General features: G+C 70.3%; 14 protein-coding genes and 1 pseudogene. 2 read left to right on the top strand and 13 right to left on the bottom strand.

Going from position 1 to position 13,329, the window contains the following annotated elements; all coding sequences use genetic code 11:
• Window positions 1-53: 53 nt before the first annotated feature.
• Together H0S67_RS10235 and H0S67_RS10230 are read right to left on the bottom strand one after the other, a co-directional pair.
• On the bottom strand, window positions 54-1,421 hold the full coding sequence (locus H0S67_RS10235; RefSeq protein WP_180936490.1) for a cation:proton antiporter domain-containing protein: 1,368 nt from the start codon (window positions 1,419-1,421) through the stop codon (window positions 54-56).
• Window positions 1,372-1,773, bottom strand: coding sequence for a SulP family inorganic anion transporter (locus H0S67_RS10230; protein WP_180936489.1), 402 nt, complete (start codon window positions 1,771-1,773; stop codon window positions 1,372-1,374). The genes H0S67_RS10235 and H0S67_RS10230 overlap by 50 nt, the downstream gene beginning before the upstream one ends.
• Window positions 1,774-1,951: 178 nt before the next feature.
• On the opposite strand from H0S67_RS10230, the gene H0S67_RS10225 reads away from it, so the two are divergent.
• Window positions 1,952-4,600, top strand: coding sequence for a winged helix-turn-helix domain-containing protein (locus tag H0S67_RS10225; RefSeq protein WP_180936488.1), 2,649 nt, complete (start codon window positions 1,952-1,954; stop codon window positions 4,598-4,600).
• Here H0S67_RS10225 and H0S67_RS10220 read toward each other — a convergent pair.
• The 11 genes and pseudogenes from H0S67_RS10220 to H0S67_RS10185 all read right to left on the bottom strand — a co-directional run bounded on the left by H0S67_RS10220 (window position 4,570) and on the right by H0S67_RS10185 (window position 12,342).
• Window positions 4,570-4,773 carry an SHOCT domain-containing protein gene (locus H0S67_RS10220; protein WP_180936487.1) on the bottom strand — a complete coding sequence of 68 codons (204 nt, stop codon included), beginning with the start codon at window positions 4,771-4,773 and terminating at the stop codon, window positions 4,570-4,572. The genes H0S67_RS10225 and H0S67_RS10220 overlap by 31 nt on opposite strands.
• 9 nt (window positions 4,774-4,782) lie before the next feature.
• A complete protein-coding gene (locus tag H0S67_RS10215) occupies window positions 4,783-5,280 on the bottom strand; it encodes a DUF6325 family protein (RefSeq protein ID WP_180936486.1) in 498 nt (165 codons plus the stop codon).
• A gap of 30 nt (window positions 5,281-5,310) precedes the next feature.
• The gene (locus tag H0S67_RS10210; RefSeq protein WP_180936485.1) at window positions 5,311-5,706 is read right to left on the bottom strand and encodes an SHOCT domain-containing protein; all 396 of its coding nucleotides are present in this window, start codon (window positions 5,704-5,706) and stop codon (window positions 5,311-5,313) included.
• Window positions 5,707-6,516: 810 nt separating this feature from the next.
• The gene (locus H0S67_RS26620; protein WP_281369000.1) at window positions 6,517-7,095 is read right to left on the bottom strand and encodes an FAD-dependent monooxygenase; all 579 of its coding nucleotides are present in this window, start codon (window positions 7,093-7,095) and stop codon (window positions 6,517-6,519) included.
• A 47-nt stretch (window positions 7,096-7,142) separates the two neighbouring features.
• Complete coding sequence (locus H0S67_RS26615; protein WP_281368999.1) at window positions 7,143-8,051, bottom strand: bifunctional 3-(3-hydroxy-phenyl)propionate/3-hydroxycinnamic acid hydroxylase; 909 nt, start codon at window positions 8,049-8,051, stop codon at window positions 7,143-7,145.
• Window positions 8,052-8,097: 46 nt separating this feature from the next.
• Window positions 8,098-8,400 (bottom strand): annotated as a pseudogene (locus tag H0S67_RS28065) (DoxX family protein); the annotation flags it as partial.
• Window positions 8,397-9,041, bottom strand: a complete 645-nt coding sequence (locus H0S67_RS26610) for an AMP-binding enzyme (RefSeq protein ID WP_219635616.1) — start codon at window positions 9,039-9,041, stop codon at window positions 8,397-8,399. The pseudogene H0S67_RS28065 and the gene H0S67_RS26610, both read right to left, overlap by 4 nt.
• 58 nt (window positions 9,042-9,099) lie before the next feature.
• Window positions 9,100-9,555, bottom strand: coding sequence for an AMP-binding protein (locus H0S67_RS23470; RefSeq protein ID WP_281368998.1), 456 nt, complete (start codon window positions 9,553-9,555; stop codon window positions 9,100-9,102).
• Window positions 9,552-10,274, bottom strand: a complete 723-nt coding sequence (locus H0S67_RS24930) for a hypothetical protein (RefSeq protein WP_246355274.1) — start codon at window positions 10,272-10,274, stop codon at window positions 9,552-9,554. The genes H0S67_RS23470 and H0S67_RS24930 overlap by 4 nt, the downstream gene beginning before the upstream one ends.
• A complete protein-coding gene (locus H0S67_RS10190) occupies window positions 10,274-11,212 on the bottom strand; it encodes a fumarylacetoacetate hydrolase family protein (RefSeq protein ID WP_180936484.1) in 939 nt (312 codons plus the stop codon). Before H0S67_RS10190 ends, H0S67_RS24930 begins: the two co-directional genes overlap by 1 nt.
• The gene (locus tag H0S67_RS10185) at window positions 11,209-12,342 is read right to left on the bottom strand and encodes a VOC family protein (RefSeq protein ID WP_180936483.1); all 1,134 of its coding nucleotides are present in this window, start codon (window positions 12,340-12,342) and stop codon (window positions 11,209-11,211) included. The genes H0S67_RS10190 and H0S67_RS10185 overlap by 4 nt, the downstream gene beginning before the upstream one ends.
• A 144-nt stretch (window positions 12,343-12,486) precedes the next feature.
• Between H0S67_RS10185 and H0S67_RS10180 the strand changes: the two genes are divergently transcribed.
• Complete coding sequence (locus tag H0S67_RS10180; protein WP_180936482.1) at window positions 12,487-13,137, top strand: TetR/AcrR family transcriptional regulator; 651 nt, start codon at window positions 12,487-12,489, stop codon at window positions 13,135-13,137.
• Window positions 13,138-13,329 lie beyond the last annotated feature (192 nt).

Here is a 13,329-nt window from a genome sequence, read left to right as displayed (position 1 = left end):
CGCGGGGTGGTTCTGTGAGCGCGTGGGCGCGCCCCGTGACGGCTGCCTCGCCATCACGTCGACCCTGTCCGGTCGTGGTGCACGAGTCCGAGCCGGCGGCGCCTCGGCGGGGCATCAGCGGAGACTGCGTGCGGGCCCGCGCGCCGCTCCGGAGACGCCTCGGTCCGCGCGAACCAGGCGCTCATCGGCCCGGCGCTCACCCCGTGCAGGAGGACCGACAGGGCGATCGTCCAGATGACGGTCTGCACCGCCAGGCCGCCGACGTCCTCGCGGCTCAGGTGCAGGTCGTCCGCGGCCAGGATGAGGAAGACCACGGATGCGAGCCCACGCGGTCCGAACCAGCCGATGAAGACGGTGCCGGACCGGCCGAGGCCCGAGCCCAGCAGCGCCAGTGCGACGGGGAGCATGCGGATCACGGTCAACGAAGCCACTGCGTACCAGATCGCACGCAGGTCGGCTCCGTTCCGGAGCACCGGACCCAACAGCACCGCACCGAACATGGCCCAGACGCCGTACGACATGAACAGCCCCGTGGACTCGGTGTAGTCCGTGGCGGCGGCCACCTCGTGCCGGGTGACCGCGCCGAAGGCCAGACCGGCGACGAAGCTGGAGACGAAACCGTTGCCGCCCATCCAGACCGCACCTCCGAAGCTGACGAGCGCGAGCGTCAGCACCACCAGCTGGTCCGACAAGGGTGTCGTCCAGCCCCGCCGCCGCGCCCACGCGGCGAGCCAACCGCCACCGCCGCCGAGGACAAGTGCCACCGCGACGGCGATACCGAGCGCCTTGACCGCGCTGGCCACCCACCCGTGACTCAGGGACTCCTCGCTGGCGACGACCGCGATGAGGACCGTGATGACGGGCGTCGCGATGCCGTCGTTGAGGCCGCTCTCCACGTTCAGGGTCGTCCGCACCAGGGATGGCACCGACGGGTTGGTCACCACGGGCAGGCTCAACGCGGCGTCGGTGGGGGCGAGGATGGTCGCCACGAGCGCCGCCAACGCCCAGGTTGCCGCGGGCTGCACGAGGTGGAAGACCACGGTGCCCAGGATCATCGTCGACGGGAGCCCGACCGCGAGCAGGCGGAGCGGGAGCCCCGCGTGGCGGCGCAGCTCGCCGAGACCGATGGTCGAGGCGTCGGCGAACAGCAGCAGCGCCAGCGTCAGCTCGGCCAGGACCCGGACGTCGAACCCCTCGGGTTGAGGGTCGAACACGTCGAGAGCGAACGGCCCGAGGAGCAGGCCGGCGACGGTGAAGACGAAAGGACCCCCCAACGAGTCGCGCTCCAGCCTCCCCGCGACGAGCGCGTACCCGATGGCCACGAGTCCCAGGAGCACCAGCCCATCGGTGTGCATGTCCCAGCGCCCTCCCCTACCGCTCGAGGTGCGCCGCGACGGCTCGGTGCACGTTCCCGTGAACACGGTCCGGTCCGAGGCGCTCGACAAGGCCGATGTCGGCCTGCCCCGTGAGCCCCGCGGTGGCGACCGCGCTTCCGGCGACCGCCGCAAGGCCCGAGCTCGGTCCCATCGAGATCTGCCGGCAGCTGCCGAAGACTGCGTACAGGAAGGCGCCAGATGCCGCGGCGTAGAGCCCGTTCTGCAGCGGGATGCCGGCATACCCGAGGTTCTTCGACACGATCAGAGCGGCCACGGTGACGCCGGCGATCAGGTTGCCACACAGCCAGGCTCGGTCGTGTGTCCTCAGCCATCCGACGATGGGCAGCAGTCGTTCGACCCGCCCTGGTGACCCACCCGGCTCGACCGCGGTCGTCATCGCCCAACCACCACCGTCCGTGCGGCCCGCGCGCCTCGTTGACCATGACGCTGTCAGAGAGCGGGGTGGTTGGAAATCACCCCCGCTGGGGTAGGTCCGCAGAAAGACCCTGTGGTGGTCTGGGTTCATTCGTCGTGGACACTCGGATGCTCGCGACTCACCGCTGTAGGAGGCGGCCATGTCCTCGATCCCGGACACGTCTCGCGACGTTCGCCGGGCACCCGCGGTCTCGCCGTACTTCCGCTCCAAGCTGCGCAAGCCCAAGCCCTCCGCCCGTCACGTGCGACGGGCCCGGCTGGTCGACCTGCTGGACCATCTGGGCGAGCTTCCGGTGACCCTGGTCGTGGCACCGGCCGGATCCGGCAAGACGTCACTCGTCGCGGACTGGCTTGCGCAGGCACCCGGGCCGGCGGCCTGGTTGTCCGTGGACGACGCCGACCGGGACATCGTGCGGTTCTGGACCGGCTTGGTCAGCGCACTCGAGGAATGCGTACCGGGATGCGGTGCGAAGTCCCTGTCGCTGCTGAAGCGCACGCACGGGGTGACCGACGCCGTCCACTGCCTCCTGGCCGGGTTCGCGGACGCCCGACCAGGCCCGGTTCGGCTGGTGGTGGACGACCTGCACCGAATCGACTCCACGCCTGACGTCGTCGACTCGATCGGCACCCTTGTCGAGCACCTGCCACCGGACCTGCACCTGGTCCTGGTCAGCCGTCGTGTGCCGGGCCTTCCCGTGGAACGCCTGCAGGCATCCGGTCGGCTGGCCGAGGTCCGCTTCCCGCAGCTGCGGTTCTCGCAGGCCGAAGCCATCGAGATGCTGGGCCGGCTGACACCGTCGATGGCCCCGGCCGACGTCGAGGCGGCAGCCGAGCACGCCGGCGGGTGGGCCGCGGCGCTGCAGCTCAACGCACTGGCCGCGCGGGTCGTCCATGCCCAGCCGGTGGCGACCTCGGACCGGGTCGAGCAGGACCGACTGGTCGACGACTACCTGTGGCGCGACGTGCTCCGCGCCGAGGACCCACGGGTGATCGACGTGCTGCTCGACATCGCCACTGTCGTACGTGTCAACCCGAGCCTCGCGGAGGCCCTCACCGGCCGACCCGACGCCCTGGACAGGCTGCTCGAGGCCGAGGCGCGCGGGCTGTTCGTCCACCGGCTCGACGCGGCCCCGTGGTTCGAGGTGCATGCCCTCGTCCGCCAGTCGCTGCTCAACGAGCTGGGCAAGCGTGGTGGCGACCGACTCCTCGAGCAGCACGCCCGAGCCGCACGCTGGTTCGAGGAGGCGGGCGACTGCACGATGAGCATCGAGCACTGGCTCGCCGCAGACAGGCCGCGCGATGCGCTGCGCGTGCTGGCCGCTACCACCACAGCCCTGTACGACACCGGTCGGGGAGCGACCATCGTCCAAGTCCTGGAGCAGATCCCGTTGAGCGTCGCGACCAGCGACCTCGAGGCGATGATGGAGCTCGCGTGGTGCCATCTGCTGGTCGACCTCGACCAGTTCGTCGAGTCGGTGAAGCACACCGCGGTCGCGGCAGCACGGATGGAGGTCGGGCCAGCACCGGGGGCGCGGCTGAGGATGCTCGAAGCGATCTCCTCGGTGGTCACCGGCGACTGGGACCGTGGCCGGGCGCAGGCGCCGGAGGCGCTCGCGGCGTTGGGCGACGCCTTCTCGACGGATCCCGTCGTCCGCTTCGGACGGGACATGATCGCTCGCGGCCACGCACTGTCGGAGTCGTGGAACGAGCTCGGACCCGACATCGACGAGCTACGCCGGTCGTCGACCCTCGACCCGGAGCGCCACGTCGCGTTCGAAGGCACGCGCGCTCTCGGCCTCGCGCTCGCCGGACAGCCGGTTGACGCGCTACGCGTCGCAGCCGGCGTCCGCCGGACCGCGGATGTGGGGAACCTGACGATCCTGCGGGCCGAGCTCGCGATCGCCGAGGCAGTGGCTCTCCGCGAGCTGGGCGACCGCCCGCGCGCGGATGAGGCGCTGGCCACTCTCGCGACGACGTCGGCCGGACCGGTTGCGTACTCACCGATCCTCGCCCGCATGGCTGTGGTCGAGCAGCACCTGGGTCACGGCGATCTGGACCCGGCGAGGACTCGGTTCGCAGAACTGGAGAGCGCGGTTCGCCGGCAGTTCCCCGGTCGGGGCGCGCAGTCCTGGCTGGCACGCGTCGGGACCCGGGTAGCGCTTGCCGACGGGCAGGTCGAGCAGGCCCGTGCGTGGGCCGAGCGGGTCGACGATGCGTTCTGGGGGCCAGTGAGCCTGGCTCGCATCGACTTCGAGAGCGGCGATCCGGAGTCGGCCACGGCCCGGCTGGAGGGCGCCGAGCCACGGTGCGTTCGTCACCAGGTCGTCCGCGACCTCCTCTTGGCGCGCGCCGCGGCATCGACGGCCGTTTCGGACAAGCTCGTTGCTGCGGCGATCGGCACGGCGGCGGCGTACGGGCTCGTGCAGACGGTCACCGACGAAGGCCTCGACGTCCTGGAGATGGTGGAGCGCGCGGCCTGGAGCGCGCCCCAGGAGTGGCTCGACCGGCTGCGGCGGCTGGCGACGAGCGAGGCGGCGTTGCCGCGCCGGGTCAGTGGGCTGGTCGAGGTGCTGACGGAGCGCGAGCGCGAGGTGCTGCGACTGCTGCCGAGCCGGCTGACCCTGCGTGAGATCGCCGACGAGCTCTTTGTCTCGCGCAACACGCTGAAGTTCCACCTTCGGGTCATCTACCGCAAGCTCGGCGTCAACTCGCGGGCCGAGGCGGTCTCAGCCGCGCGGGCGCTGCGCTCCTCACCCGCTCACGGCGACACGTTCACCTTCGCCCACTGACGCTCGAGATCCTCACGAGACAGCAGCCCACGGTCGTACAGGTCGATGAGCTCGCGCAGCTGGTCGACCGGGTTGACCCCGGGGCTGGGATCGGCGGCGAAGCTGCGGTCGATCCACGGCCTCCGCGCCAACAGGTCCGGGCTGTACTCGCGCGTGTGTGCCACACGCTTCATCTGTACCTCCTACGTCGACTCCCCCGCCGACCTTCCCGGACGCCCGTGCCGCCGGGTCGCGTTGAACGTCGCCTCGATCCGGTACCGGGGAATGCGCTCCCCTCCGACGATACGACCGCCGGACTTGCGGGCGGCACCGGCCAGGATGTCGGCCCAGCGGTCCTCCGCGACGAGGATGACTGCGGCCGTGCCCGCCGGCAGGTCGCCGCACGCCATCGCGATGTCGTCCTCGCTGAGCAGCCCGCCGACCTCGCCCTTGACGTCCCTGAGCACGGCCATGCCGGCGACGGCCTCAGGCTCGACGGCGACGTGGGCGCCGTCGGCCGAGATGACGACCGCCACCAGGTCGAGGATCCGCATCCGGTCCGTCCGCACCAGACGTCGAATCGCCTCGGCGATGTCCCCGACGCTGGCCAGGTCCGGTACCGCGATCACTAGGTACTCGACCAGGTCGAAGTCGATCTCATGGTGCTCCGCGTCCGGACGCTCTGGCCGTTCCGTGGCCATGATGCGCTCCTGCCTGCGCCGCTGCCGGCGTCAGGCCAGGAGCTTCGCCTTGGCCTGCTGGTACTCCTCTGGGGTGATGGCGCCCTGCTCCTGCAGGTCGTGCAGACGTTGGATCTCGTCCGAAACGTTCGAGGAGCCGGTCACGCTCTGCACGTACTGCCTCATCTGCGCATCCTGTGCCTGGGCCTGCTGCGCCGCGTGCTCGCTCATCTTGTGGCCGCGCGCGATGACGTACACGAGCACACCGAGGTACGGAAGAACCACCACGAAGATCGTCCAGAGTGCCTTGCCCCAGCCCGAGAGGTCCCGGCTCCGGAAGATGTCGCTGAAGACGACGATCAGCAACCAGAACCAGATGACCCACAGAAAGAACCAGAGGAGCGACCAGAAGACCTGGGCGGTCCCGAACTCCCACACAGAGACCACGACTCAACCTCCTACGTTGCCCGGTATCTGCCGATACCGCTGCCGAGCACGCCCCGGTCGGACGAGCACCAGCAGCCTCTCGACAACCCGGGTGGTTCGTCCCCACCCTGAAAGGGGTGGACCACGCCGGCGCACGATGCGTCGCGGCATTCGCAACCGCTCGGCGCGCCCCTGCTGGCATCCGGGGATGCGCAGCCGGGCAACGTCATCGAGAATCTCGTCACAGCTCGGCAACCGGTTCTCTGAGAGCGCGGACCCGTCCGAGGTCCACTCCACCTTGCTCGCTGCGATCAGGGCGGCCGTGAGCACGACGCCGGCCCACAGGATCGGCCGCTGGGTGAGCCACACGGCTGACTGCGGACTCGCATGGCGGCCGAAGGTGATCACGATGAACGTTCGGCCCGTCGCTCAGCTGCATGTCGGCTCACGTCCTTCCGATTGCGACGCTCCCAGCACGCCAGCCGGTGCTCGCGCATGAGAAACTGCGGCCATGAAGCCCCGCCTCGACTCGCTCGTGCTGCGAGCGCGCACGCTGCTCGTCGGCGCGTTGGCGTTCGGGCTCGGGTGATCGGTCACGTGACGGCCGACGGGCCTCTGCCATTCATGACGGGCAATCGCACCTGCGGAGCCCCCTCGGGGGGGCCCGGCGGTCTGGCTGGACGCTCCAGCCACGGCAACCGGGGTCGGGCCTGGGCGGGACACTCCCCCACGAACTGGTGACCGGGACGCCGGGTGCCATGAGACGAGGGTCAGCCCCTCCCAGCGCCCAGGCCGCGCCGGTAGCGGCCGTCGTTGGGGCGCGGACCCGTCTCAGGCAACCTGGAAGCTCGGTGTCGCCGCACAGAGCTGGGCGACGTCGCGGCCGGCCCGCATCACCGTGAAGTCCGGCCGCACGAGCGCGGCAGCAGCCTTGCCGTCGGCGAGCCAGCTGTGCAGCGGCGAGCCGGGTTTCGCCTCAAGCACCTGGGTCCCGCGGACCGCCAGCATGGCTCGTTGTTCGGGCGAGGGTGGTACGCCGGTCACGAGCACGAACCCGCCTCGAGTCGCGTCGTCGTACCGGATTTCGTCCGTCAGGAGAGCGTTCGGGCACAGCCGTCCGTTGAGGGACTTGCGTGGTCCCCGGCCCTCCACCAGTGCGGATCGAGACAGCGGTGGTGTCTCGCCATCGAGGAGGCGGTCGCGCAGGGTGGGGATCCAGTGCAGTCGCGGTGCGAGGGCCTTGCGGAGCAGGTCACCGGCCCTGCCGCCCTGCGTCATGGAGACCCCGATGAGCTTGGCGAGCCGGATCATGGCTCGTGCGTGTGGCTTGCGCTCCACCTCATAGGTGTCGAGCACCGAGGGGGGAAGGTCGCCGGAGAGAACTCCTGCAATCTTCCAGCTGAGGTTCATGGAGTCGCGAACGCCGGCGCAGAGCCCCTGTCCGATGAAGGGTGGCGTCAGGTGGGCGGCTCGCCGAGCAGGAACAGGTTGCGATCGCGCCAGCGGTCCGCCAGCTGCGCCCGGAAGGTGTACTCCGCGACCCGGACCAGCTCCAGCTGGTCGCAGGAGATTCCCTCGATCCACGGTCGAATGAGGGGCTGGAGGGTCTCGATCGACTCGAAGTCCGCTGCGGTCTCGCCGTCGAGGAGGCGGAACTCCCAGCGGTAGCGGGTGTCCCCGATGCGCATGTACGTCGCGGCGCGGTCGGGGTCGCAGACCTGGTGCACGCCTTCCCACTGTTCGAGCTCGACCGGGCTGGCCACGTCGATCACCAGCCAGCGTTGCTCGAACTCGAGGTCCTCCATAGTGGATCCGATTGCGGTGCGGACCACGCTGTTGGCCCCGTCGCAACCCAGGACGTAGGTGGCCAGGACGGACTCCTGCTCGCCGGTGAGCCGGTCGGTGAAGTCCACCAGTACGCGACCCTGGCCGTCCTGGGCGACGTCGGTGACCTCGACGTTGCCGCGCAGGCTGACCGTGGTCTGGTCCTTGAGGTTGGTGCGCAGCAGGTGCTCGAGCTCGGGCTGGTCGAACAGGTTGGCCTGTGGGTGCCCGTGACGGCCGTGGGTGCTGCGCCGGTCGAACACCGCGAAGACCCGGTGGTTGCGGTCGAGCAGCTGCAGGCCGCTGGTGGGTCGGGTCACGGCGGCAAACTGCTCACCGATGCCGAGGCGTACGAGGATCCGGTAGATCTCGTCGTCGAGGTGCACCGCCCGGGGCTGGTGGTAGACGCCGTCCCAGCGGTCCAGGACGAGGCACTCGACGCCGTACTGCCCGAGGAGGGTGGCGGCGGTGACGCCGACGGGGCCGGCCCCCACGATGACGACGGGGACAGGGTCGTCGTGCGGGCGATGCGAACCGTTCATCGAGGTCTCCGAGCACGAGGAGGAGGAAGCTCAGGGTCGCCAGACCTAGAACGAGGGCCGGGGCGACCTCGCGCACGCCGTCCCCGCTGCGACGGTGGGCGACGATCGCCCCACCGAGCAGGATCAGCAGTCCCGCGGCGGCCAGGGCGCCGATCGCCGGGACGAACGCGCCGACGAGCAGCCCGAGGACGGCGGTGACCTCGAGCAGGCCGATCCGCCGGTACGCCGCGACGCTGAAGCCGACGTGTTCGGCTCGGGCGCGCATGGTGGGCACGGCCGCCAGCTTGGCCGAGCCGGCGGCCGCGAACGCGACGACCAGAAGGCCCGCGAGAATCGGTGTTGGGGTCATGACAGTTCCAATCTCCAGGTGATGGCGAAGCGGTTGAGCGCCTCCTTGACCGCGCTCTCGTCGGCGCCACGGGCCAGGCTGACGATCGCGACGACGACCCCCTCATCGAGCTCTCCCCGCACACCCGTGATCGCGGGCATGTCCCGGAGGGCGTCGGCGATGGCTTCACCGGTGGCCGCAGCGCGCAGGGCGGGTTTGAACGGCTTGCCCACCGGGGTGACGGGAAGCGCGTCCAGCACGGTGACTGCCCTGGGTGCCGCGGCCTGCTCGGGCACGCGATCGCACGCCCAGGCCCGCAGGTCCACGGGGCGCACGTCGGCGCCGGGGGCGAGAGTGACGAACGCGACCGGCACCTCTCCGGCGTGGACGTCGGGACGACCCACGGCCTGCGCGGCCGTGACCGCCGGGTGTGTCATCAACGCGTTCTCGATCACGGCCGGGTCGATGTTGTGACCGCCTCGAATGATCAGGTCCTTGGCGCGGCCGGTGAGGTGGACGAACCCGTCACCGTCGATCCGGGCGAGGTCGCCGGTGTCCAACCAGCCCTGGCGCAGCTTGCCCAGCCCGTCCAGCACCGGCCCGTCGGGACCCCGGTCGACCACGTAGCCGGGGAAGACGGTCGGCCCGCCGATCGCGAGCACCCCGATCTCACCGGTCGGCAGGTCGACCCATTCCCCTCTGCAGTGACCTCGATGGTCTTCACCTGCTGGTAGGGCAGACGCTGGCCGCCGTCCCGGGGACGGGGTGCTCCACGAAGCTGCGGGCGCTCGCGCAGGTCGCCTCGGTCAGGCCGTAGCCCTCCAGGAGAGGCACCCCGGTAGCTGACTCGAACCGCTCGCGGACCGCCTTCGGCAGGGCGGACGCGCCGACGAGGGCGAATCGCAGGCTGGCGATGTCGGCATCGACGGGGCGGTCGGCGAGGACCCCGTAGATCGTCGGGACGCCGCTCATGAAGCTGATGCCGTACCGCTCGACCACCTTCCAGAAGCTGGCGAACAGCGACGTGTCGCGGTACCCGAGGGGTCCCGCCCACACCCCCCGCTGCCCCTTGAACAGCGGCGCGAGCAGGGTGACGACGAGGGCGTTCACGTGAAAGAGGGGCAACGCGGCAAAGGCCACGGACTCAACGTCCAGGACCCCGATCGCCGCGATCATCCAGGCGTCGGCGACCTCGTTGGCGTGGGTGTGCGCCGCGAGCTTCGGCGTGCCGTCGTACCACCGGTGTGGAAGAGGGCGGCGAGGTCGGTGGCCGAGGGCGGCTCCCCCACGAAGCACTCGTGCGGCTGCTCCGCCGCCAGCGCCGACAGGTGGCCGACCCGGACGCCGTCGAGCGGGGGCAGTCCCGCTCCCCCGCGCCGCCCCCGGTCGGACACAGGGCGAGCAGCGTCTCGATGCCGGCCTCGCGGGCGATCCCCCGGGCCTTGGTCCAGACCTCGGGTGCGAGGTCGGGGCCTGCAGCGACGAGGACCCGCGCGCCCGACCTGCGCAGCAGTTCGACGATGTGCTGCCCGGCAGGCCACCGTTGATCGGCGCGGCGATGCCGGCGAGCTCGGCCGCGAGGGTCGCGGTGATGAGCTCGTCACAGTTCGGAGCCAGCAGGCGACCCCGTCCGTGCGGCGCACATCGAGTGCGTGGAACGCGTTGGCGTAGCGGTGCACGTCGGCCAGCAGCTCGGCGAACGTACGTTCCGTCGGCTGCTCCCACCGCTCGCCGTCCGGCAGCACGGACAGGGCGACCCGGTCCGGCCACAGACGGGCGGCCCGCACCAGCAGGTCGTACGTCGTGCCGGGCAGGCCACGGTCGGTCAGGGCCACCTCCTCGATGGCGGCGAGGTGGCGTGGGCCGTCGTACGTTGGCCACAGCAGGTCATTCATCAGGCGCTCCTGACGACGGTGCGCTGGCGGCCGAGGTCGATGGCGCCGTCGTCGGTCCCGATCGCGAGCTCGACGAGGTCGCCGGCCTTGAGGTACTTGGGGTTCCGTTCCTGGCGCTGGAAGAAGAGCTTCCACTTCAGCGCGGGCGGCAGCAGCGCGGCGATGATCTCGACGGGCTTCGGCGGCGCGCTCAGGGCGGTCCCTTCCGGGGTCCCGGTCAGGAGCAGGTCGCCCACGTCGAGTCGCTGGAACCGGCTCAGCGCCTGCAAAGCCACCACCGGGGGGTAGATCATGTCGTCATCGACCAGGGAGTCCTGGCGCAGCTCGCCGTTGACCCACAGGCGGAGGCGCAGGTCACCGAACCGCTTCAGCTCGTCCTGGTCCAGCAGCACGAGCGAAGGTCCGACGGGGGTGAAGGTCGGGTAGGACTTGGACTCGAAGAACTGGGTCTTCGGCAGCTGCACGTCGCGGGCCGACACGTCGTTGGTCACCACGAGGCCGGCGACGAACGAGGTCCAGTTCTCCTCGGTGACGTGCGTGCCGACGGGCAGCTCTCGGCCGAGCACCAGGCCGATCTCGACCTCGTAGTCCAGGCAGCGGACGTGGTCCGGGCGGACGATGTGGTCGAGCGGGCCGCTGATCGAGCCCGAGGTCTTGCGGAAGAAGGTCAGCGGGATGGTCTCGGGGTCGAGACCTGAGTCCTTGACGTGGCTGGCGAAGTTCGTCATCTGGGCCACCAGGCGGCAGGGTGCCGTCACGGGAGACTGCAGAGCGAGCGTGGCCTCGTCGACGGTCGTCGGGCTGCTCGACGCCGTGTGGATCTTCTCCGGTGCGGCGAGGAGCTCGCGGGTGGTCCTGGCGTCGGTCTCGACGCGGGCCGCGCCGCGGGGCGTGCGGACCCACCAGGCGTCGGCGGTCCGAAGGAGGGTGATGCTCATGAGGTGGCTACTTTCAGGAGGCCGCGAAGGCGGGTCAGATCGAACTCGTTGTCGTCGCGCAGCGCGTGAGCCATGGACACCAGCTCGCGCAGGGCCTCGGGTCCGGGGGCGAGGCCGAGGAAGTCCTTGGTGACTGGCGGTCCCCACTGCGCCAGCCCCGAAGCCGTCATCGGGGACCAGCCGGGCTCCAGGGTGGAGTCGAACAGGTCGCCGTCGGCAAAGTGCTCGACCAGGAGGCCGTCCGGGTCGCGCCAGTAGTCGAAGATCTGGCTGCCCTCGATGTGCCGGCCGATGCCCCAGGAGTGTTGGAAGCCCCGCTCGCGGAGGTACTCCCCGCCGGCCGCCAAGGCGTCGAGGTCGCCCACTTGGTAGGCCGAGTGCACGTACCGGTTCCGCGGGCCGAGCGTCATCGCCAGGGTGTGATGGTCGGTCGCGGTCGCGCCACGGTCACAGCGGATGAAGCCCATCGTGGGCCCCCGTTCACGCTGGCCCTCGTAGTACTTGAAGTCGCTGACGATGAGACCCAGGTGCTGCAGGTACCAGTTCAGGGTCTCCATGTAGGCCGTGGTCTGGAGCACCACGTGCCCGAGTCGCTGGATCCTCGCGGGCTCGCGGGGCGGGCGCTGCGGGCGATTCGCCCGGGGCGTCTCGTCGCCGAAGTTGAACACCTGCGTCGGCTGGTCCGGCAGGGCGGCGAGCTCATGGGTGTCGGCGACCACCCGTGCCAGCAGGCCGGTCGGGTCGGTCAGGTCCACGGCGAGCCCGCCGATGCTCTCCGGCAACTTCTCGACCTTCGCCCCCGTGGCGTCGGCGAGCCGGACCACGTCGGCGGAGTCCGCGGCTCTGAAGGCCGCACCCAAGTACCTCGAGCGCGGTCCACGGCGGACGATCACGCACGCCGCTCCGGTGCCGGTCCCGCGCAGCTGCAGCTCGTCCGCGGTCCGGCTCACGGTGGTGAAGCCGAACGCCTGCGCGAACCGCTCCGAGGCCGCAAGGTCGGGCTTGGTGAACTCGAGCCAGGCCAGGTCGAGCACCTTGATGACGGGGTTCTTCGCGCGTCCCGGGTGCTCGCCGCGCCGCGCGCCCTGCTCGCTGTGCAGGTCGTTGTGGGTCCCGTGGTGACTGGTCATCTGTCGCTCCTCGAAGTGCGTTAGTGACGAGATCGTCACTTACGAATATATGTTCAGTCAAGAGTTTTTGAGGAAATCGTCATTGCTGACTGCGCTGCGCTAGAATGCACGCGCACCATCCACCGAGGACACCGAGGAGCGGTCATGAGCAACGCAACAACCCAGGAGCCCAACCGGCTGGACCGCCGCAAGGCCCAGACCCGGGCAGCTCTCATCCGGGCTGCTCAACTGCTCATCGCCGAGGGCCGGACGAACGCGCCGATCCTGGAGATCACCCAGGCCGCCGACGTCGGGATGGGCTCCTTCTACAACCACTTCGCGACGAAGGAAGAGCTCTTCGAGGCCGCCGTCGAGGCAGTGATGGACGGTTACGGCCAACTGCTCGACCAGTTGACCAAGGACATCGAGGACCCCGCAGAGGTGTTCGCCTGCAGCTTCCGCCTCACCGGACGGCTGCAACGCAGGGAGCCCGAGCTCAGCCGGGTCTTCCTCAACAACGTGCTCCGGTTGCTCAGCGCAGACAACGGTCTGGCGCCACGAGCCCGGCGCGACATCAAGGCCGCCATGGATGCCGGCCGCTTCCACGTCGAGGACCTCGAGGTCGCGGTGACGATGGCCGCCGGAGCCCTCATCGCCCTTGGCCAGCTGCTGCAGGACCAGCCGGAGCGCGATGCCGAGGAGACCACCGACCGGGTGACCGAAGAGCTTCTGCGCATGTTCGGCATGCGGGCCACGACGGCTCGGCGCATCTGCAACCTCCCGCTACCCGACCTCACCGTCCCCACAGCTTCCTGACCACGGCCGCGCCGACCCGGGTCGGAGGTCGGCGACGGCCATGCCCGGCGCTCTGGTGCCCCGTGACGTTGCCAACGTTTCTGCCTCAGGAGTGGTCTCACCCTCATACTGACGTTATCGTCAGACATGAGGCTTTCCTCAGCCACGCGGCTGGACCGGGAGGCCCGGCTCGACTTCGCCGCCCCCCAACCA

The organism is Nocardioides ungokensis (genome assembly GCF_013466985.1).
GTDB classification, from domain to species: domain Bacteria; phylum Actinomycetota; class Actinomycetes; order Propionibacteriales; family Nocardioidaceae; genus Nocardioides; species Nocardioides ungokensis.
Note: the sequence above shows the minus strand (reverse complement) of the source record. Positions and strands in the feature narration are given on the sequence as shown.

What these genes read in the sequence shown, in the direction of transcription:
- H0S67_RS10230 (WP_180936489.1), bottom strand. Translation starts at nt 1,773, where the DNA reads ATGACGACCGCGGTCGAGCCGGGTGGGTCACCAGGGCGGGTCGAACGA.
- H0S67_RS10225 (WP_180936488.1), top strand. Translation starts at nt 1,952, where the DNA reads ATGTCCTCGATCCCGGACACGTCTCGCGACGTTCGCCGGGCACCCGCG.
- H0S67_RS10220 (WP_180936487.1), bottom strand. Translation starts at nt 4,773, where the DNA reads ATGAAGCGTGTGGCACACACGCGCGAGTACAGCCCGGACCTGTTGGCG.
- H0S67_RS10215 (WP_180936486.1), bottom strand. Translation starts at nt 5,280, where the DNA reads ATGGCCACGGAACGGCCAGAGCGTCCGGACGCGGAGCACCATGAGATC.
- H0S67_RS26620 (WP_281369000.1), bottom strand. Translation starts at nt 7,095, where the DNA reads ATGAACCTCAGCTGGAAGATTGCAGGAGTTCTCTCCGGCGACCTTCCC.
- H0S67_RS26615 (WP_281368999.1), bottom strand. Translation starts at nt 8,051, where the DNA reads ATGAACGGTTCGCATCGCCCGCACGACGACCCTGTCCCCGTCGTCATC.
- H0S67_RS23470 (WP_281368998.1), bottom strand. Translation starts at nt 9,555, where the DNA reads ATGATCGCGGCGATCGGGGTCCTGGACGTTGAGTCCGTGGCCTTTGCC.
- H0S67_RS24930 (WP_246355274.1), bottom strand. Translation starts at nt 10,274, where the DNA reads ATGAATGACCTGCTGTGGCCAACGTACGACGGCCCACGCCACCTCGCC.
- H0S67_RS10190 (WP_180936484.1), bottom strand. Translation starts at nt 11,212, where the DNA reads ATGAGCATCACCCTCCTTCGGACCGCCGACGCCTGGTGGGTCCGCACG.
- H0S67_RS10185 (WP_180936483.1), bottom strand. Translation starts at nt 12,342, where the DNA reads ATGACCAGTCACCACGGGACCCACAACGACCTGCACAGCGAGCAGGGC.
- H0S67_RS10180 (WP_180936482.1), top strand. Translation starts at nt 12,487, where the DNA reads ATGAGCAACGCAACAACCCAGGAGCCCAACCGGCTGGACCGCCGCAAG.